The organism is Micromonospora sp. MA102, assembly GCF_025460765.1.
GTDB classification, from domain to species: domain Bacteria; phylum Actinomycetota; class Actinomycetes; order Mycobacteriales; family Micromonosporaceae; genus Micromonospora; species Micromonospora halotolerans.
Window position 1 is genome coordinate 241,852 of record NZ_JAMWEG010000005.1, and the last position, 18,006, is coordinate 259,857.

17 protein-coding genes are annotated in these 18,006 nt (G+C 75.0%); 12 read left to right on the plus strand and 5 right to left on the minus strand.

Annotation, left to right across the window (positions count from 1 at the left end; genetic code table 11):
* Window positions 1–77 precede the first annotated feature (77 nt).
* On the plus strand, window positions 78–905 hold the full coding sequence (locus NFX44_RS13015; RefSeq protein WP_262283778.1) for a trans-aconitate 2-methyltransferase: 828 nt from the start codon (window positions 78–80) through the stop codon (window positions 903–905).
* Complete coding sequence (locus NFX44_RS13020; protein WP_262283779.1) at window positions 902–1,927, plus strand: adenosine deaminase; 1,026 nt, start codon at window positions 902–904, stop codon at window positions 1,925–1,927. Before NFX44_RS13015 ends, NFX44_RS13020 begins: the two co-directional genes overlap by 4 nt.
* On the opposite strand, the gene NFX44_RS13025 is transcribed toward NFX44_RS13020, so the two are convergent.
* The 3 genes from NFX44_RS13025 to NFX44_RS13035 form a co-directional block, all read right to left on the minus strand.
* Window positions 1,884–2,159 (minus strand): hypothetical protein, encoded by a 276-nt coding sequence (locus tag NFX44_RS13025; RefSeq protein WP_262283780.1) that lies wholly within the window; start codon window positions 2,157–2,159, stop codon window positions 1,884–1,886. The genes NFX44_RS13020 and NFX44_RS13025 overlap by 44 nt on opposite strands.
* A 237-nt stretch (window positions 2,160–2,396) precedes the next feature.
* Entirely contained in the window at window positions 2,397–3,785 is a 1,389-nt protein-coding gene (locus tag NFX44_RS13030; protein ID WP_262283781.1) for a HAMP domain-containing sensor histidine kinase, read from the minus strand.
* Window positions 3,786–3,814: 29 nt separating this feature from the next.
* Complete coding sequence (locus NFX44_RS13035) at window positions 3,815–4,504, minus strand: response regulator transcription factor (RefSeq protein ID WP_089155714.1); 690 nt, start codon at window positions 4,502–4,504, stop codon at window positions 3,815–3,817.
* 73 nt (window positions 4,505–4,577) lie between these two features.
* Here NFX44_RS13035 and NFX44_RS13040 point away from each other — a divergent pair, with 73 nt between their 5' ends.
* Window positions 4,578–5,504: an ADP-ribosylglycohydrolase family protein gene (locus tag NFX44_RS13040; RefSeq protein WP_262283782.1), complete on the plus strand. Its 927-nt coding sequence runs from the start codon at window positions 4,578–4,580 to the stop codon at window positions 5,502–5,504.
* Window positions 5,505–5,593: 89 nt separating this feature from the next.
* Here the strand turns inward: NFX44_RS13040 and NFX44_RS13045 are convergent, their stop codons facing one another.
* A complete protein-coding gene (locus NFX44_RS13045) occupies window positions 5,594–6,478 on the minus strand; it encodes a YcnI family protein (protein WP_262283783.1) in 885 nt (294 codons plus the stop codon).
* Window positions 6,479–6,684: 206 nt separating this feature from the next.
* Between NFX44_RS13045 and thrS the strand changes: the two genes are divergently transcribed.
* The 4 genes from thrS to NFX44_RS13065 all read left to right on the plus strand — a co-directional run bounded on the left by thrS (window position 6,685) and on the right by NFX44_RS13065 (window position 11,138).
* On the plus strand, window positions 6,685–8,709 hold the full coding sequence (gene thrS / locus NFX44_RS13050; protein ID WP_262283784.1) for a threonine--tRNA ligase: 2,025 nt from the start codon (window positions 6,685–6,687) through the stop codon (window positions 8,707–8,709).
* A gap of 116 nt (window positions 8,710–8,825) precedes the next feature.
* Entirely contained in the window at window positions 8,826–9,338 is a 513-nt protein-coding gene (locus tag NFX44_RS13055; RefSeq protein WP_262283937.1) for an HIT domain-containing protein, read from the plus strand.
* A 46-nt stretch (window positions 9,339–9,384) separates the two neighbouring features.
* Complete coding sequence (locus NFX44_RS13060) at window positions 9,385–10,005, plus strand: hypothetical protein (protein WP_262283785.1); 621 nt, start codon at window positions 9,385–9,387, stop codon at window positions 10,003–10,005.
* Between the two features lie 74 nt (window positions 10,006–10,079).
* Window positions 10,080–11,138 (plus strand): aldo/keto reductase, encoded by a 1,059-nt coding sequence (locus NFX44_RS13065; protein ID WP_262283786.1) that lies wholly within the window; start codon window positions 10,080–10,082, stop codon window positions 11,136–11,138.
* Between the two features lie 57 nt (window positions 11,139–11,195).
* On the opposite strand, the gene NFX44_RS13070 is transcribed toward NFX44_RS13065, so the two are convergent.
* The gene (locus NFX44_RS13070) at window positions 11,196–13,358 is read right to left on the minus strand and encodes an elongation factor G-like protein EF-G2 (protein WP_262283787.1); all 2,163 of its coding nucleotides are present in this window, start codon (window positions 13,356–13,358) and stop codon (window positions 11,196–11,198) included.
* A 251-nt stretch (window positions 13,359–13,609) separates the two neighbouring features.
* On the opposite strand from NFX44_RS13070, the gene pgsA reads away from it, so the two are divergent.
* The 5 genes from pgsA to pdxS all read left to right on the plus strand — a co-directional run bounded on the left by pgsA (window position 13,610) and on the right by pdxS (window position 17,972).
* Window positions 13,610–14,230 carry a phosphatidylinositol phosphate synthase gene (pgsA, locus tag NFX44_RS13075; RefSeq protein ID WP_262283788.1) on the plus strand — a complete coding sequence of 207 codons (621 nt, stop codon included), beginning with the start codon at window positions 13,610–13,612 and terminating at the stop codon, window positions 14,228–14,230.
* A complete protein-coding gene (locus NFX44_RS13080) occupies window positions 14,227–15,156 on the plus strand; it encodes a phosphatidylinositol mannoside acyltransferase (protein ID WP_262283789.1) in 930 nt (309 codons plus the stop codon). The genes pgsA and NFX44_RS13080 overlap by 4 nt, the downstream gene beginning before the upstream one ends.
* Before the next feature lie 14 nt (window positions 15,157–15,170).
* Entirely contained in the window at window positions 15,171–16,331 is a 1,161-nt protein-coding gene (locus NFX44_RS13085; RefSeq protein WP_262283790.1) for a glycosyltransferase family 4 protein, read from the plus strand.
* Between the two features lie 82 nt (window positions 16,332–16,413).
* Window positions 16,414–16,917 carry a hypothetical protein gene (locus NFX44_RS13090; RefSeq protein ID WP_262283791.1) on the plus strand — a complete coding sequence of 168 codons (504 nt, stop codon included), beginning with the start codon at window positions 16,414–16,416 and terminating at the stop codon, window positions 16,915–16,917.
* A 137-nt stretch (window positions 16,918–17,054) separates the two neighbouring features.
* Complete coding sequence (gene pdxS, locus NFX44_RS13095) at window positions 17,055–17,972, plus strand: pyridoxal 5'-phosphate synthase lyase subunit PdxS (protein WP_107075150.1); 918 nt, start codon at window positions 17,055–17,057, stop codon at window positions 17,970–17,972.
* Window positions 17,973–18,006: the final 34 nt, after the last annotated feature.

Below are 18,006 nucleotides of genomic sequence, written 5' to 3' on the forward strand. Positions count from 1 at the left end.
AGCCTAGTGAGCCGCTTGCCGGGGCGCCCGCCGGGCCGTACCGTCTAGCAAGACGTACGTACGGTTTGGAGGCTGTCATGTGGGACCCGAGCACCTACCTGCGCTACGGCGACGAGCGCTCCCGCCCCTTCCACGACCTGCTCGCCCGGGTCGCGGCGGAGCGGCCCCGCGCGGTCGTGGACCTGGGCTGTGGCCCGGGCACCCTGACCACGACCCTCGTCGGCCGCTGGCCGGGAAGCCGGATCGCCGGTCTGGACTCCTCCGCCGAGATGATCGCACGGGCCCGCGCCCTGGGGCGGATCGGCAGCCTGGCCAGGGCCGGCGTCCTGGCCGAGCCGGTCTCCTTCACGGTCGGGGACGTGCGCGACTGGCGTCCGGAGCCCGACGTCGACGTGGTCGTCTGCAACGCGGTGCTCCAGTGGGTACCCGGCCACCAGGCGCTGCTCACCCGCTGGGCCGCCACCCTGCCGACCGGCGCCTGGCTGGCGTTCCAGGTGCCGGGGAACTTCGCCGCCCCGTCGCACCGGGCGCTGCGCGAGGTGGCCGGGCGGGACCGGTGGCGGGACACCCTCGCCCCCCTGCTGCGCGAGGCGCCCGTCGAGGACCCCGTCGACTACGCCGCGCTGCTGGTCGGTGCCGGCTGCGCCGTGGACGCCTGGGAGACTACCTACGTGCACCTGCTCCCGGCCGCCGGCGGCGACCACCCGGTGCTGGCCTGGATGGAGGGGACGGCGCTGCGCCCGGTCCGCGCCGCGCTCGACGCCGCCGGCTGGGCCGACTTCCGCGCCGAGCTTGGGGTACGCCTCGCCGAGGCGTACCCGGTGCGGCAGGGTCAGGTGTACTTCCCGTTCCGCCGGATCTTCGTGGTGGCCCGCACCGGCGCCCGCGCAGAGGAGAACCTGTGACCGACCTGCCCACCTTCATCGCCGGACTGCCCAAGGTGGAGCTGCACGTGCACCACGTCGGCTCCGCCTCGCCCCGGATCGTGGCCGAGCTGGCCGCCCGGCACGAGGGGCGCACCCCCGTCCCGGCCGACCCGGAGGCGCTCGCCGACTACTTCGCGTTCCGCGACTTCGCCCACTTCATCGAGGTCTACCTGAGCGTGGTGGACCTGATCCGGGACGCCGACGACGTCTGGCTGCTCACCCACGAGGTGGCCCGGGAGCTGGCCCGCCAGCAGGTCCGGTACGCCGAGCTGACCGTCACGCCCTACTCCCACGTACACCGGGGGATCCCGGCGCCGGCCTTCTGCGAGGCTATCGAGGACGCCCGCAAGCGGGCCGAGGCCGACTTCGGCATCGCGCTGCGCTGGTGCTTCGACATTCCCGGCGAGGCCGGGCTGCCGGCCGCCGAGCAGACCCTGCGGATCGCCCTCGACGAGCGGCCCGACGGGCTGATCAGCTTCGGCCTGGGCGGCCCGGAGATCGGGGTGCCGCGGCCGCAGTTCAAGCCGTACTTCGACCAGGCCCGGGCGGCCGGCCTGCGGTCGGTGCCGCACGCCGGCGAGACCACCGGCCCGGAGACCGTCTGGGACGCGCTGCGCGAGCTGGGCGCCGAGCGCATCGGGCACGGCATCTCCGCCGCCCTCGACCCGGCGCTGCTCGCCCACCTGGCCGAGCGGCGGATCCCGCTGGAGGTGTGCCCCACCTCCAACGTGCGGACCCGGGCCGTGGCGACCATCGAGGAGCACCCGCTGCCGCAGCTCGTCGAGGCCGGCGTGCTGGTCACCGTCAACTCCGACGACCCGCCGATGTTCGGCACCACGCTCAACGACGAGTACGCGGTGGCCGCCCGGCTGCTGCGCCTCGACCCGGCCGGGGTGGCCGCGCTGGCCCGCGACGCGGTGACGGCCGCGTTCCTGGAGCCGGGGGAACAGGCCCGGATCAGCGGCGAGATCGACGCGTACCTGGCGACCGCGACGCGCTGACCGGACGGGACGGCACCGGCCGCCGGGACACCCGCAGCGGCCGGCGCCGCCCGGCCAGGGCCAGCCCGAACCCGACCATCGCGGCCAGGGCGACGGCGGCGCCGGGCAGGTCGTCGGCGGACCGGCCGGGGCCGTCCGCGTGCACCGGGTCCTGCCAGGCGGCGAGCGTGAGGGCGACGCCGAGGCCGATCACGGCGGCCCAGCGGAGCAGGCGGCTGACGGTCGGCGTCATCACGGTCACCTCACGCCCGGGGTGCGGCTCGACGGGAGAAGCGGCGCGCGGCGGGAGCGAGGTGTGGGGGGACCGAACTCCCGCCGCGCGCACTGCTCCGCCGACCGGAGGTGTTACGGGGCGTTCCCGGGCGGCGGAACTGATGGGTTCGGTCCTGATCCTGACAGCCCGGCCCGGCCTCGTGGCCGCCGTTAACCGACACCTAAGGAAGACTTGCGGCGGCCCACAGCCACCGGCTCAGCGCGGCCGCGGCCAGCGTCGGCCGGTCCGCGGCTCCCGGGCGTCGCGGGCCATCCGGCCGACCAGGCCGAACCGGTTGACCTGCCGGGGCGTCGCCTCCGGGTCGGCCAGCAGCATCACCACGCTGGCCCCGCCCAGCCGGGCCCGGTCGATGCTCACCGAACCGTTGGCCTGCAAGGCGACCCGCTTCGCGATGTCCAGCCCCAGGCCCGTGGAGCCCTGGTCGCTGGCGCCCCGGCGCAGCGCCCGGTCCGGGTCGGTGATCCCCGGGCCGGCGTCGTCGATCCGGATCGCCACCCAGCCGTCGCGCCGGCTCACCGCCACCTCGAACGCCGTGCCCTGCGGGGTGTAGCGGAAGACGTTGCCGATGACCGCGTCCAGCGCGGCGGCCAGCTCGGCCCGGGGCACCGGCGCCGGGATCCGCAGCTGGGCGCCCACCACCCGGTGCGGCCGGTTCTGGTCGCCGGCGAGGGCCGACCAGAAGACCATCCGGTCCCGGACCACCTCGCTGACGTCGCAGGTCGCCGGCCCGGTCTCCTGGCTGACCGCCTTGCGGGTGGTCGTGATGAGCTGGTCGACCTCGCCCTCCAGGGTCACGATCGCCTGCCGGATCCGCCGGATGCCACGGCGGCGGTCCAGCTCCGCCTCGCTGAACGTGCCGATGCTGGTGTCGTCGGACTCCAGCGCCTCGGCGTCCAGGCGCAGCGCGGTCAGCGGCGTGCGCAGCCGGTGCGACAGGTCGGCCACGAGTTCCCGCTCGTCGGCGCGCAGCGCGACCAGCCGTTCCGCCATCCGGTTGAACGCGTGCGCGGCCTCGGCCAGCTCCCGCGGCCCGGTCGGCTCGACCCGGACGCCCAGCTCGCCGTCGCCGACCGCGAGGGCCGCCTTCACCAGGTCGCCGGTCGCGTCGACGGCCCGGGCGGCCACCCGGTCCACCACGATCACCGCGGCGCCGACCAGCGCCAGCGCCACCGCGAGCAGCAGCAGCCACCGCCCGCCGCCGCCGGCGTCGAGCACCTCGTCCGGAACGAAGACCTCCACCACGGCGACCCGGTCGCCGAGCACCACCGGGTCCAGCCGGAGGACGCCGCCGGGCACGTCGCTGACCACCGAACGCCGCCCGGCGGCGGCCCGGTCCAGCGCCGCCGCGTCGGCACGGCCCGCGCCCTCGTCGACCCCGATCCCGTGTACGACGGGCCGCAGCGCCGGGTCGTCGCCGCTGGCCGCCACGGCCCGCCGGACGATCTCCGGGTCGGTGCTGACCGCGAGCGCCCCGGTGACCAGCGCGCTGCGCCGGGCCGCGTCGGCCAGCTTCTCCTCCCGCGCCTGGTCGGACAGGGTGATCCCGAGCGGGATCAGGAAGGCGAGCGCCACGAGGCTGCACATGCCGGCCGTGAGCCAGGCCAGCGCGGGCCTCAGTCCGGCGCCACCAGCCGGAAGCCGACCCCCCGCACGGTGCGCAGGTAACGCGGCTTCGCCGCGGACTCGCCCATTTTGCGGCGGAGCCAGTAGAGGTGAACGTCGATGGTCTGGTCCTCGCCGACCGAGGGCTGCCGCCATACCTCCTCCAAGAGTTCCCGCCGGGACACTACCCGGCCGGGACGTGCGGCGAGATACGCCAGCAGGTCGAATTCCTTGCGGGTCAGGGCCAGGGGTTCGCCGTCCAGCACGGCGCTGCGCTCGCCGACGTCCACCCGCAGGCCGCCGACCGTGTGCACGGCCGGCTGGACGGTGCGGCTGGCCCGGCCGGCCCGCCGCAGCACGGTGGTGATCCGGGCGTCCAGGTGGGCGCCGGTGAACGGCTTGACCATGTAGTCGTCGGCGCCCGCACGCAGCAGCCGGACCACCGACTGCTCGTCGTCCCGGGCGGTCGCGATGATGATCGGCACGTCGGTGATGCCGCGCAGCATCCGCAGCGCGTCGGAGCCGTCCAGGTCGGGCAGGCCGAGGTCGAGCACCACGAGGTCGGGTGTCTCGGCGGCGACCCGGCGCAGCGCGTCCAGCGCCGTGCCGACGGCGTGCACCGCGTGTCCCCGGTCGGTCAGGGACCGCAACATCGCACCGCGTACGACGTGGTCGTCTTCGACCAGGAGGACGGTTGCCACGTCAGCACCGTACTCGGCGTGGCAAGTTGATCGCGTTGCGGCGCTCCCGCGAACCGGGCAAGCTGGGACGACGATGGCGTTCACTCTCTTCCCCGACACCCGCCTCACGCTCGCGCGCGACGCGCTGGCCGGCCTGTCGGTCGGCGACGCCCTCGGCGCGCGGTTCTTCGTGCCGGGCCGCGCGGTCGCCGCCTGGGCCGACGCGCTGCCGCACGGCCCGTGGCCGTGGAGCGACGACACCGAGATGGCCTGCTCGGTGCTCACCGTGCTGGCCGCGCACGGACGGGTGGACCGGGACGCCCTCGCGCTCGCCTTCGCGGCGCACTACGACCCGGCCCGCCGTTACGGCGCCGGCGCCGTGGAACTGCTCGAACTGATCCGCGCCGGCACGCCCTGGCCGGTGGCCGCCGCATCCGCGTTCGACGGTCAGGGCTCCTGCGGCAATGGCGCGGCCATGCGGGTGGCCCCGCTCGGCGCCTGGTACGCCGACTCCACCCGGCGCGCCGCCGACCAGGCCCGCGCCTCGGCCGAGGTGACCCACGCGCACCCGGAGGGGATCGCCGGTGCGGTCGCCGTGGCGGTGGCCGCCTCGCTGGCCGCCCGGGCCCGGCTGGACGGGGACCGCCCCGAGCCGGCCCGGCTGCTCACCGTGGTGGCCGGCGCGCTCGACCCGGCCGGCGAGGTGCACCGGGGCGTACGCCGGGCCGCCGCGCTGCTCGGCCATCCGGCCGGCGAGGTCGCCGAGGCGCTGGGCAACGGCTCCCGGGTGACCGCGCAGGACACCGTTCCCTTCACGCTCTGGGTCGCCGCCACCCACCTGCACGACTACCCGGCGGCGATCCGCGCCTGCGTCGAGGCGGGCGGGGACGTGGACACCACCGCGGCGATCGCCGGCGGCGTGGTGGCCGCCCACACCGGGGTCGGCACCCCCGGCGGGGTCCCGGACGGCTGGCTCGCCGCCCGCGAGCCCCTCCCGGACTGGCTCACCACTCCCGCCTGACCGCCCGTCCGGCGTTGCGGGTCCCGGATCCTGGCGAGTTGTCGTTCGCCACGAACGGTAGGTCGCCACGATCTCCGCGGGCGGAGCGGTCAGCGGGAGGCCGAGGGGGTCAGGGGCGCCGTTCCGGTGGTAGCGGGGCGCGGCCCGGCAGGGTCGCCCCCGGGGGTGTCGCCATCGGGGGTGGGGTCGCCCCCGGTCGGCGCGGAGGAGCCGGACGGCAGGGTGAGGGTGGTGCGGCGGCGGCTCAGGAGCCAGCCGATCGCCGCGCCGCCGGCCAGCCCGGCGAGCAGCCCGCCGCCCAGCAGCAGGTCGGCGCTCGGTCCGTCATCGGCGGGCCGTGCCGGGGTGGCCGCCTCGGCCGGCGGTTCGGCGGCCGAGTTCCCGTGGCCGGCGTGGCCGGCCGGCTCGGCGGCCGGGTCGCCGTGGACGGCGGCGCCCGCCAGCGGGGGCAGCAGGGTGACCGTCGGGGCGGGGTGCGCGCCGCCGGGCGGGTCGGCCCAGCGGACCACGGTGCCGTCGGTGTAGGTCTGGATCACCGTGAAGGTCAGCCGGTCGGTGGCCGGCATGGGGCCCATGCCGAGCGAGAGCCGGGCCGGCCTGGTGGTGCCCGGCACGCGGATCCAGGTCACCGCGTCGGTCACCTGGTTCAGCTCGGAGGAGTGGATGCCGGCGACCGGCTGGTCCAGGGTGCGGGTGGTGATGGTGGGCGCCCAGTCGGGCACGGAGAGCGGGTAGACCTCGCCGATCGGGGCGTCCACGGGCATCCGCAGCTCGATCCGGCTGGTCCGGCTGCCGGCCCGCTCCTCGGGCAGCACCACGGCCAGTTCGATGGCGTCGCCCTGGTGCACCTGGGCGGGTGAGGTCGTGAGGATCACCTCGGCGGCGCTCGCGGCGCCGGGCCAGCCCAGCGTGCCGCCCACCGTGGCGGCCAGCAGCGCGGCCGCCCACCACCGGCCCCGACGGATCATCGTCATGGTCCTCCCCATCCGTGTCGACGCGGCCGGCAACCGGCTCCGGCCCCACCCGGTAGTTCGGGCGGGACGGCGGAAAGGTTCAACGCGGGACGGAACTGCCCGGACGGGGGAGCGCGGCGTCGCCGACGGCGCGGGTCCGGGCGACCGATAGCATCGCAGGAGCCGGTACCCGGCACGTTCGCACCCGTTCGACGACAGGAGTCACCGTGTCCGCACCCCGTACCCCCGTCGTGGCCGACCCCGTCGTCGTCGCCGCCGGGACGACGGCGGCCGACGCGGTGGCCGCGGCCGGGCTGCCGATGAGCGGCCCGAAGGCGATCGTGGTGGTCCGCGACCCGCACGGCGTGCTGCGCGACCTGGACTGGAAGCCGGCCGAGGAGATCGCCGTCGAGCCGGTCGCCCTCGACAGCCCGGACGGGCTGAACGTGCTGCGCCACTCCACCGCGCACGTGCTGGCCCAGGCGGTGCAGGACGTGTTCCCCGAGGCCAAGCTCGGCATCGGCCCGCCGATCGAGAACGGCTTCTACTACGACTTCCAGGTGGCCAAGCCGTTCCAGCCGGACGACCTGGCGAAGCTCGAAAAGCGGATGCAGGAGATCGTCAAGTCCGGCCAGCGGTTCCGCCGGCGCCGCTTCAGCAGCCTCGACGAGGCGCGCGGTGAGCTGGCCGCCGAGCCGTTCAAGATGGAGCTGATCGAGGTCAAGGGCGAGGGGCTGGACTCCTCCGAGGTGATGGAGGTGGGCGGCGGCGAGCTGACCATCTACGACAACCTCGCCGCCAACGAGGACAAGGTCTGCTGGTCGGACCTGTGCCGCGGCCCGCACCTGCCGAACACCCGGCTGATCGGCGCGTTCAAGCTGATGCGCTCGGCCGCCGCCTACTGGCGGGGCTCGGAGAAGAACCCGCAGCTCCAGCGGGTCTACGGCACGGCGTGGCCGACCCGGGACGAGCTGAAGGCGTACCTGCGGTTGTTGGAGGAGGCCGCCCGTCGCGACCACCGCAAGCTCGGCGCGGACCTGGACCTGTTCAGCTTCCCCGACGAGATCGGTTCCGGCCTGGCGGTCTTCCACCCCAAGGGTGGCGTGCTCAAGCGGGTGATGGAGGACTACGTCCGCACCCGCCACATCGAGGAGGGCTTCCAGTACGTCGGGACCCCGCACATCTCGAAGGAAGGGCTCTTCCACACCTCGGGCCACCTACCCTACTACGCCGACGGCATGTACCCGCCCATGGAGCTCGAGGGCGCGGACTACTACCTCAAGGCCATGAACTGCCCGATGCACAACCTGATCTACCGGTCGCGCGGTCGGTCCTACCGCGAGCTGCCGATGCGGCTGTTCGAGTTCGGGTCGGTGTACCGGTACGAGAAGTCGGGCGTGGTCCACGGGCTGACCCGGGTGCGCGGCCTGACCCAGGACGACTCGCACTCCTACTGCACCCGCGAGCAGGCGCCCGCCGAGATCAAGCACCTGCTCAACTTCGTGCTGAGCCTGCTCAAGGACTTCGGCATCGACGACTTCTACCTGGAGCTGTCGACCCGCGACGAGGCCCGGCTCGACAAGTTCGTCGGGTCGGACGAGGACTGGGCCACGGCCACCGCCGTGCTGGAACAGTGCGCGGTGGAGACCGGGCTTGACCTGGTGCCGGACCCGGGCGGCGCGGCCTTCTACGGCCCGAAGATCTCCGTGCAGGCCAAGGACGCCATCGGCCGCACCTGGCAGCTGTCGACCATCCAGTACGACTTCAACCAGCCGAAGGGCTTCGGGCTGGAGTACCAGGCGGCCGACGGCACGCGGCAGCAGCCCGTGATGATCCACTGCGCCAAGTTCGGGTCGATCGAGCGGTTCATCGGCGTGCTCACCGAGCACTACGCGGGCGCGTTCCCGGCCTGGCTCGCCCCGGTGCAGGTGGTCGGCATCCCGATCCGCGAGGACCACACCGACTACCTCCAGGACTTCGTCACCACCCTGCGCAAGCAGGGCATCCGGGCCGAGGTCGACGCGGGTGACGACCGGATGCAGAAGAAGATCCGCAACGCCCAGCAGCAGAAGATCCCGTTCATGGTGATCGCCGGGGACGACGACGTGGCAGCCGGCACGGTCTCCTTCCGCTACCGCGACGGGTCGCAGCGCAACGGCGTGCCGATCGAGGAGGCGGTGGCCCACGTGCGGGAGGTCGCCGAGTCCCGTACCAACTCGGGCCCGTCGGCGGAGGGCACGCCCAACACCTGAGCCGCCCGTCGCGGGCCCGTCCGGCCGGGTGGGTTCCGCCGCGGTGACCGTAGGATCGGCGTGTGACTGGGGCGGAACGGCACTTCGACGGCGCCGGCAGCGGCGGCGACAACGGTCTGGCGGACGGGCTGGAGCGGCTCTGGACGCCGCACCGGATGACCTACATCTCGGGCGAGGACCGGCCTGAGGGCGGGTACGAGAAGCCGACCGGCTGCCCGTTCTGCCTCGCCCCGGGCCTGCCGCCGGACGAGAGCCTGGTGGTGGCGCGGGGCGAGCACGTCTTCGCCGTGCTCAACCTCTACCCCTACAACCCGGGTCACCTGCTGGTGTGCCCCTACCGACACGTGGCGGACTACACCGAGCTGGACGCGCCGGAGACCGCCGAGCTGGCCGCGTTCACCAAGGACGCCATGCGGGTGGTCCGGCACGTGTCCAGCGCGCACGGGTTCAACCTGGGCATGAACCAGGGCGGCGTGGCCGGCGCGGGCATCGCCGCGCACCTGCACCAGCACGTGGTGCCGCGCTGGGGCGGCGACGCGAACTTCATGCCGGTGATCGGCCGCACCAAGGTGCTGCCGCAACTCCTCGCCGACACCCGGGACCTGCTCGCCAAGGCCTGGCCGGCCTGACGGCCGGGGGCGACCGCGGCCCGGCTCCGACAGTACGATCTTGGGCATGGCCCTGCTGCACCGCGCGGAACTGCGCCCCTCCAAGCTCGACCTGCTCGCCGCCTGGCTGCCCGGCCGGCCCTGGTTCGCCGGCACCCCCGGCGCCGAGGTCACCCGCGTGGCGACCTTCCGGTTCGACGACCCGGCCGGCGAGGTCGGCATCGAGACCATGCTGGTTCGGGTCGGCGACGGTCCGGTCCTCCAGGTGCCGCTGACCTACCGGGGCGCGCCGCTGGCCGGCGCCGACCGGTGGCTGGTCGGCACCACCGACCACTCCGCGCTCGGCCCGCGCTGGGTGTACGACGCCTGCGGCGACCCGGTCTACGCGCCGGCCCTGGCCGCCGCCGTCCTGGCCGACGCCGGCCAGGCGGAGGAGTACTTCGAGGTCGACGGCCGGCGCGAGGTGCGCGCCCCGAACATGACCCTGGCCGGCACCCGGACCGGCGCCCTGCCGGCGCTCGGCGCCGTCGACGAGGTGGTCGACGGCGACCCGACGCTGATCCGGGCCGGTGACGTCGAGCTGGCCCTGGTCCGCCGGCCGGCTCCGGCCGACGCCCCGGCGCCGGCCCGGCTGACCGGCGCCTGGGCCGGGCAGGCCGACCCGGTGCTGCTGGCGTACGCCCGCTGACGGTCCGCCGGCCGGCCGGGCACCCGGGGTGAGGAAGCGGCCCACGGGTGCCGGGAAGGTGGCAGGATGCGGCGATGGCAGTCACCACGCGGCCGTTGGGCCGCAGCGGCATCGCGGTCAGCGCCCTCGGCATGGGCTGCTGGGCGATCGGCGGACCGTGGGCCGAGGGTGCCCGGCCGCTGGGCTGGGGCGTCGTGGACGACGCGGAGTCGATCCGGGCCGTCCGCCGCGCCCTCGACCTCGGGGTGACGCTCTTCGACACCGCCGACACGTACGGCGCGGGGCACGGCGAGCGGATCCTCGGCCGGGCCCTCGCCGGCCGGCGCGACGAGGCGGTGATCGCCACCAAGTGGGGCTACACCTTCGACGAGCGGACCCGGCAGGCCACCGGGGAGGACGCCTCACCCGAGTACCTGCGGCGGGCCGTCGTCGACTCGCTGCGCCGGCTGGACACCGACCGGATCGACCTCTACCAGCTGCACCTCGCCGACCTCCCGGTGCCCCGGGCCGAGGCGCTGATCGGCACCTTGGCGGACCTGGTCGCCGACGGACTGGTCCGGGCGTACGGCTGGAGCACCGACCGGGCCGACCGGGCGGCCGCCTTCGCCCAGGTCGCCCGGGGCGCCGCCGCCGTGCAGCACGGCCTGTCGGTGCTCCGGGACGCCCCGGCCATGCTGGCCGTCTGCGAGAAGCACGACCTGGCCAGCCTGGCCCGGGGGCCGCTCGGGATGGGGCTGCTCACCGGCAAGTACACCCCGGAGTCGACGCTGCCCCGCGACGACGTGCGCGGCACCCCGCCGACCTGGCTGGAGTGGTTCCGCGGCGGCCGGCCCGCCCCGGAGTGGCTGCGCCGGGTCGCCGCCGTCCGCGGCGCGCTGACCGCCGACGGCCGGACCCTGGCGCAGGGCGCGCTCGGCTGGATCTGGGCGCGCAGCGGCCGGGCCGTGCCGATCCCCGGCGCCCGCACCGTCGCGCAGGTGGAGGAGAACGCCGCCGCGCTGGACCGCGGCCCGCTCGCCCCCGACCAGTTCGCCGAGGTGGAGCGCCAGCTCGCGGCCCTGCGCGCGGCCGCCCTGCGCGACGCCGACCGCCCGCACTGGCCGATGCCGCCCGTCCCGGCCGCCCGGCCCTGACCCGCCGCACCCGCCGCCCGCGACCGGTCCGGGACGGGCCTGGGCGGCCCGGGGCGGTCAGGCCCGCCCGCCGGCCTCCTTGCGGACCTGCTCGGCGAGGTGGGTGGGCATCGGCTCGTAGCGGGCGAACTCGCGGCGGAAGGTGCCCGTGCCGGCGGTCATCGAGCGCAGCTCGACCGCGTACCGGAGCAGTTCGGTGGCGGGGACCTCGGCGCGGACCAGGGTGCGCCCCTCGGCGTCCGGGTCGGGCTCGGTGCCGAGCACCCGGCCGCGCCGGCCGGACAGGTCGCCCATCACGGCGCCCACCGACGCGTCGGGCACCCGCACGGTCACCTCGTCGACCGGCTCCAGCAGGGTCGGCTGTCCCTTCTCGGCGGCGTCCCGCAGGGCGAGCGCGCCCGCGGTCTGGAACGCCGCGTCGGAGGAGTCGACGCTGTGCGCCTTGCCGTCGAACAGGGTCACCCGCAGGTCCACCACCGGGTAGCCGCCGACCAGGCCGCGTTCCATCTGGGCCCGGACGCCCTTCTCCACGGAGGGGATGTAGTTGTGCGGCACCGCGCCGCCGACCACCTTGTCCACGAACTCGAAGCCGGCGCCCCGGGGCAGCGGCGTCACCTCGATGTCGCAGACCGCGTACTGGCCGTGGCCGCCGGACTGCTTGACGTGCCGGCCGTGGCCCTTCGCGGCGGCCGTGAACGTCTCGCGCAGCTCCACCCGGACCGGCTCGGTCTCCAGCTCCACACCGCCGGCGCGCAGCCGGTCGAGCACCACGTCGGCGTGCGCCTCGCCCATGCACCAGAGCACCAACTGGTGGGTCTCGGCGTTGCGGTCCAGCCGCAGGGTCGGGTCGCCGGCGACCAGCCGGGCCAGGTTGCGGGCCAGGGCGTCCTCGTCGGCCCGGCTCTTCGCCACGATGGCCACCGGCAGCAGCGGCTCCGGCATCTCCCACGGGGCGACGAGCAGCGGCTCCTCCTTGGCGGAGATCGTGTCGCCGGTCTCCGCGCTGCCCGACTTGGTGATCGCGCAGATGTCACCGGCCACCGCGGTCGGCACCTCCCGCAGCGTCGCGCCGAGCGGGCTGTAGATGTGGCCGACCCGCTCGTCGGCGTCGTGGTCGGGGTGACCGCGTTCGGCCATGCCGTGACCGGACACGTGGACCACCTGGTCCGGGCGGAGCGTGCCGGAGAAGACGCGGACCAGGGAAACGCGCCCGACGTGCCGGTCCACCGTCGTCTTGACCACCTCGGCGACCAGCGGGCCGTCGGGGTCGCAGGCCAGCGGCGGCCGGGGCGAGCCGTCCACCCCGGTGACCGCGGGCAGCTCGTGCTCCAGCGGTGACGGGAACGCCGCCACGAGGCCGTCCAGCAGCGCGTCCAGCCCGACTCCGGTCTCCGCGCAGACCGGCACCACCGGGTAGAAGTGGCCGCGGGCCACCGCCGTCTCCAGGTCGGCGATGAGCACCTCGGTGCCGATCTCCTCGCCGCCGAGGTAGCGGTCCATGAGGGTCTCGTCCTCGCTCTCGGCGATGACACCCTCGATCAGCTCGTTGCGGGACTCCAGGATGGCCGGCAGGTGCTCCGGGTCCGGCTCGCGCACCGCCGCCGGCAGGCCCTCGGAGTAGTCGAAGACCCGCCGCGTGATCAGCCCCATGAGGCCGGCGACCGACTCGCCGTCGTCGCCCAGCATCGGCAGGTAGAGGGGGAGCACGTTGTCGCCGAAGACCCGCTGGCAGAGGGCCACCGCCTCGTCGAAGTCCGCGCGCGGGTGGTCCAGCCGCGTCACCGCCACCGCGCGCGGCATGTCCACCGCGGCGCACTCCTCCCACAGGGCGGCGGTGGCGGCGTCCATGCCGTCGACAGCGGAGACCACGAACAGCGCCGCGTCGGCGGCCCGCAGCCCGGCGCGCAGCTCGCCGACGAAGTCGCCGTACCCGGGGGTGTCCAGGAGGTTGACCTTGACGTCGCGGTGCAGCAGCGGGGCGCAGGCCAGGCTCACCGAGCGCTGCTGGCGCACGGCGGCCGGATCGTGGTCGCAGACGGTGGTGCCCTCGGTGACGCTGCCGGCCCGGCCGATCGTGCCGCTGGCCGCGAGCAGCGCCTCGACCAGGGTGGTCTTGCCCGCTCCGGAGTGCCCGACGAGCACCACGTTGCGAACCCTGCCGGGCTCGGTCACCACCGGCGCGCCGCCGGTGACACCCTTCTCCTGATTCTTCTGCGCCATCGCGGCGCACCTCCCTCAACCGGTGGTGGTGGCGACCGCCGCGCGCGACGGGGAAGCGGCCCGGGCGGGCACCGCGGCGATATCTTCCGGTGATCTCCTGGACGACGGGTAGGCGGACGGGTGGTCCGGTGAGCTGGCTCACCTCCCACGCTCGATCTCACACCGGTAACCGGGTCGACACAAGAGCGCCAGGCGGGTCGGGACGACCGGCTGTGTCGCCGGCCGCTGCCGGCCGTTATCGTGGGACCGCCATGGCGAAGATCTTCCAAGTGACGGCCCGCGCGGGCATGACCCGCGTCGTGGAGCCGCTCGCGCGCGGCCTGCTCCGCGCCGGTGTGTCCCCCAACGCGGTCACCGTGACCGGAACCCTCGGCGTGCTCGTCGGCGCCCTCGGCTTCGGCGCTCGCGGTCATCTGGTCGCCGGCGCGCTGATCGTCACGGTCTTCGCGCTCACCGACCTCCTCGACGGCACGATGGCCAGGATGAGCGGCGGCTCCACCCGGTTCGGGGCCTTCCTCGACTCGAGCATGGACCGGATCGCCGACAGCGCCGTCTTCGGCGCGGTCGCCTACTGGCTGGCCACCGAGCACGACTACTCGGCGGTGGCCGCCGCGCTGCTCTGCCTGGCCGCCGGCGGCCTGGTCTCCTACGTCAAGGCCCGTGCCGAGGGGCTCGGGATGACCTGCAACGTGGGCATCGCCGAGCGCACCGAGCGGCTGCTGATCGTCGGGGTGGGCGGCCTGCTCACCGGCCTCGGCGTCGACCCGGCCCTGGAGATCGCCCTCTGGCTGCTCGCCGCCGTCTCGATCTTCACGGTCGGGCAGCGGATGGCCCACGTGTACCGGCAGGCGCAGCTGGTCGGCCGGGAGTGAACCTCACCGAGGCGGGCTACGTCGCCGGCTGGCGGCTGGTCCGCGCGCTGCCCCGGCCCGTGGTCGCCGCCGCCTTCCGGGCGGGCGCCGACCGCGCCCACCGCGGCGACGGCAGGGGTACGCGGCGGCTGCGCGCCAACCTGCGCCGGGTGGTCGGCCCCGACCTGCCCGAGGCGGAGCTGGAGCGGCTGGTCCGCGACGGCCTGCGGTCGTACGCCCGGTACTGGCTGGAGGCGTTCCGGCTGCCGAGCCTGAGCCGGCCGCAGATCCTCGCCGGGTTCCACCTCGACGGCCAGGAGAAGCTCGCCGCCGACGTGGCGGCCGGCCGGGGCGCCGTGGTCGCGCTGCCGCACGCCGGCAACTGGGACGCCGCCGGCGCCTGGGTGGCGGCCAACGGCTGGCCGATCACCACGGTCGCCGAGCGGCTCAAGCGGGAGGGCCTCTACAAGCGCTTCCTCGCCTTCCGGCAGGCCCTCGGCATGGAGATCCTGCCCACCTCCGGGGGCGACCGGCCGGCGTTCGACGTGCTGGTGGACCGGCTGCGGGCGGGCGCCGTGGTGCCGCTGCTCGCCGACCGGGACCTCTCCGCCCGGGGCGTGGACGTGGAGTTCTTCGGCGGACCGACCCGGATGCCGCCCGGCCCGGCCCTGCTGGCCATCCGCACCGGCGCGCCGCTCTACGTGGCCTCGCTGTGGTACGAGCCGGACGGCGCCCGCGCCGCCATCGAGGGCCCCCTGGAGCTGCCCGCGGAGGACAGCGCCCCGCTGAACGCCCGGGTGCGCACGGTGACCCAGCGGATTGCCGACGGTCTGGCGGCGGGCATCGCCCGGCATCCGGAAGACTGGCACATGTTGCAGCGGATGTGGCTGGACCAGCGCTCCGACGGCACCATGTCGCAGCCGCCGGCCACCACCGGGACGATCTGAGGGAGCGGGGCGCAATGCGGATCGGCATCGTGTGCCCGTACTCCTTCGACGTCCCCGGCGGGGTGCAGAACCACGTCATGGACCTGGCCGAGGCGCTGCTCGGGCTCGGCCACGAGGTGAGCGTGCTCGCGCCGGCCGACGAGGACGCGGCGCTGCCGCCGTACGTGGTGTCGGCCGGCCGGGCCGTGCCGCTGCCGTACAACGGCTCGGTGGCCCGGATCGCCTTCGGCCCGGTCTCCACGGCCCGGGTGCGGCGCTGGATCACCCGGGGCGACTTCGACGTGCTGCACGTGCACGAGCCGCTCACCCCCAGCCTGTCGATGCTCGCCGTGCTCTGCGCCCGGGGCCCGGTGGTGGCGACCTTCCACACCGCGATGACCCGGTCGCGGGTGCTGTCCGCCGCGCAGGGGGTGCTCCAGATCCTGCTGGAGCGGCTCACCGCCCGGATCGCGGTGAGCGCGCTGGCCCGCAAGGTCCAGGTGGAGCACATGGACGGCGGCGCCGTGGAGATCCCCAACGGGGTGGCGGTGGCGAAGTTCGCCGGCGTCGAGCCGCTGCCCGGCTGGCCGGGGGAGTGCGCGCCGGGCACCGGCGGGACGCTCGGCTTCCTGGGCCGGTTCACCGAGCCGCGCAAGGGCTTCCCGATCCTGCGGGACGCCTTCGTCGCGCTCGCCCCGCACCGGCCGGGCCTGCGCCTGCTGGTCGCCGGGCCGGGCGACGCCGAGGACCTCTACGGGCAGTTCCCGGCCGAGCTGCGGGACCGGGTCACCTTCCTCGGCATGGTCTCCGAGGCCGACAAACCTCGTATGCTGCGCAGCCTGCACCTCTACGTCGCACCGAACACCGGAGGGGAGTCCTTCGGGATGATCCTCACCGAGGCGCTCGCCGCCGGCACCACCGTGGTGGCCAGCGACCTGGACGCCTTCCGCCGGGTGCTGGACGGCGGGCGGGCCGGCCGGCTCTTCCCGACCGGGGACGCGGCGGCGCTGCGCGGCGCCCTGACCGAACTGCTCGATGACGCGGGACAGCGGGCCGGGCTGACCGCCGCCGGCGACCAGGCGGTGGCGAATTTCGACTGGCCCGTGGTTGCCCGGCGGGTTCTGGAGGTATACGCAGCGGCGATCGAGGCCACCGACGGCCGGGTCATGGACCAGGAATGGGCGGGGCTGGGCTGAACCCGGTGGCCGGTGGGGCCGCTGTGACGAGCGCGTCGACCGGTGCCCGCGCCGGCCGGGCGGGATGAGGAGCAGCACTACGATGCCGGGCATGTGGTGGGTGGTGGGCGGGGCGCTGGCGCTCGGGCTGGTCTCGGCGTACCTGATCTGGACCGCCGGCCGGGTCGAGCGGCTGCAGGCCCGGGCCGAGTCGGCGGCCCGGGCGCTCGACGCGCACCTGCTGCGCCGCGCGGCCGCCGCCGCGGTGCTGGCCGAGCAGCGCTACGGCGTCGAGCTGTACTCCGCCGCCCGGATCGCACTGGACGCCGTCGGCGAGGAGCGGGAGGCCGCGGAGAACGACCTCACCCGGCAGCTGCGCACGGTCGACCTGGACCCGGCGGACCCGGCCTGCGAGGCGGTGATCGCGGCGAGCCGGCGGCTGGCCCTGGCCCGGCAGGTGCACACCGACCTGGTCCGCGACGCCCGGGCGGCCCGCGGCCGCCCCCTGGTACGCCTGCTGCGGATGGGACGCGGGCGGGAGTGGCCCCGCTACTTCGACGTCGACGACCCCACGCTCATCCCGAAGGCGGACGTCACCACGGGCTGAGCGGGCGGTGGCCCGGGCTCCGGTGACGCCGACCACAGAGCAGGCCACCGGGGGTCTGATTGGCTGTCGGACCGGCGTTGACACCGTCGTAGCCTGTGCGCAGCCACCCCCCGAGCACGTCCAAGGAGCGATGACCCGTGCCCGAATCCACCTCCCCGAACACCAACGCCAACCCGGTCGTCGGCACCGCCCGCGTCAAGCGGGGCATGGCCGAGATGCTCAAGGGCGGCGTGATCATGGACGTGGTCACCCCCGAGCAGGCCAAGATCGCCGAGGATGCCGGCGCCGTCGCCGTCATGGCGCTGGAGCGGGTGCCCGCCGACATCCGTGCCCAGGGCGGCGTCTCCCGGATGAGCGACCCGGACATGATCGACGGCATCATCAACGCCGTGTCGATCCCCGTCATGGCCAAGGCCCGGATCGGCCACTTCGTCGAGGCGCAGGTCCTCCAGTCCCTCGGCGTCGACTACGTCGACGAGTCCGAGGTGCTGACCCCGGCCGACTACGAGAACCACATCGACAAGTGGGCGTTCACCGTCCCCTTCGTCTGCGGCGCGACCAACCTGGGCGAGGCGCTGCGCCGGATCACCGAGGGTGCTGCCATGATCCGCTCGAAGGGCGAGGCCGGCACCGGCGACGTCTCCAACGCCACCACCCACATGCGGAAGATCCGCAAGGAGATCCGCCGGCTCCAGTCGCTGCCGGCCGACGAGCTGTTCGTGGCCGCCAAGGAGCTTCAGGCGCCGTACGAGCTGGTCAAGGAGATCGCCGAGACCGGGAAGCTGCCGGTCGTGCTGTTCACCGCGGGCGGCATCGCCACCCCGGCCGACGCGGCCATGATGATGCAGCTCGGCGCCGAGGGCGTCTTCGTCGGCTCGGGCATCTTCAAGTCGGGCAACCCGGCCCAGCGCGCCGCCGCGATCGTGAAGGCCACCACCTTCCACGACGACCCGGACGTGCTGGCCAAGGTCTCCCGCGGCCTGGGCGAGGCGATGGTCGGCATCAACGTCGACGAGATCCCGCAGCCGCACCGGCTGGCCGAGCGCGGCTGGTGACGGCGACCGGACGGGGCCCGGCCCGGGCCCCGTC

Excerpts from the sequence above, each read along its gene's own strand:
- NFX44_RS13015 (WP_262283778.1), top strand. The coding sequence starts at position 78 with ATGTGGGACCCGAGCACCTACCTGCGCTACGGCGACGAGCGCTCCCGC.
- NFX44_RS13025 (WP_262283780.1), bottom strand. The coding sequence starts at position 2,159 with ATGACGCCGACCGTCAGCCGCCTGCTCCGCTGGGCCGCCGTGATCGGC.
- NFX44_RS13030 (WP_262283781.1), bottom strand. The coding sequence starts at position 3,785 with ATGTGCAGCCTCGTGGCGCTCGCCTTCCTGATCCCGCTCGGGATCACC.
- NFX44_RS13040 (WP_262283782.1), top strand. The coding sequence starts at position 4,578 with ATGGCGTTCACTCTCTTCCCCGACACCCGCCTCACGCTCGCGCGCGAC.
- NFX44_RS13045 (WP_262283783.1), bottom strand. The coding sequence starts at position 6,478 with ATGACGATGATCCGTCGGGGCCGGTGGTGGGCGGCCGCGCTGCTGGCC.
- NFX44_RS13060 (WP_262283785.1), top strand. The coding sequence starts at position 9,385 with ATGGCCCTGCTGCACCGCGCGGAACTGCGCCCCTCCAAGCTCGACCTG.
- NFX44_RS13065 (WP_262283786.1), top strand. The coding sequence starts at position 10,080 with ATGGCAGTCACCACGCGGCCGTTGGGCCGCAGCGGCATCGCGGTCAGC.
- NFX44_RS13070 (WP_262283787.1), bottom strand. The coding sequence starts at position 13,358 with ATGGCGCAGAAGAATCAGGAGAAGGGTGTCACCGGCGGCGCGCCGGTG.
- pgsA (WP_262283788.1), top strand. The coding sequence starts at position 13,610 with ATGGCGAAGATCTTCCAAGTGACGGCCCGCGCGGGCATGACCCGCGTC.
- NFX44_RS13085 (WP_262283790.1), top strand. The coding sequence starts at position 15,171 with ATGCGGATCGGCATCGTGTGCCCGTACTCCTTCGACGTCCCCGGCGGG.
- NFX44_RS13090 (WP_262283791.1), top strand. The coding sequence starts at position 16,414 with ATGCCGGGCATGTGGTGGGTGGTGGGCGGGGCGCTGGCGCTCGGGCTG.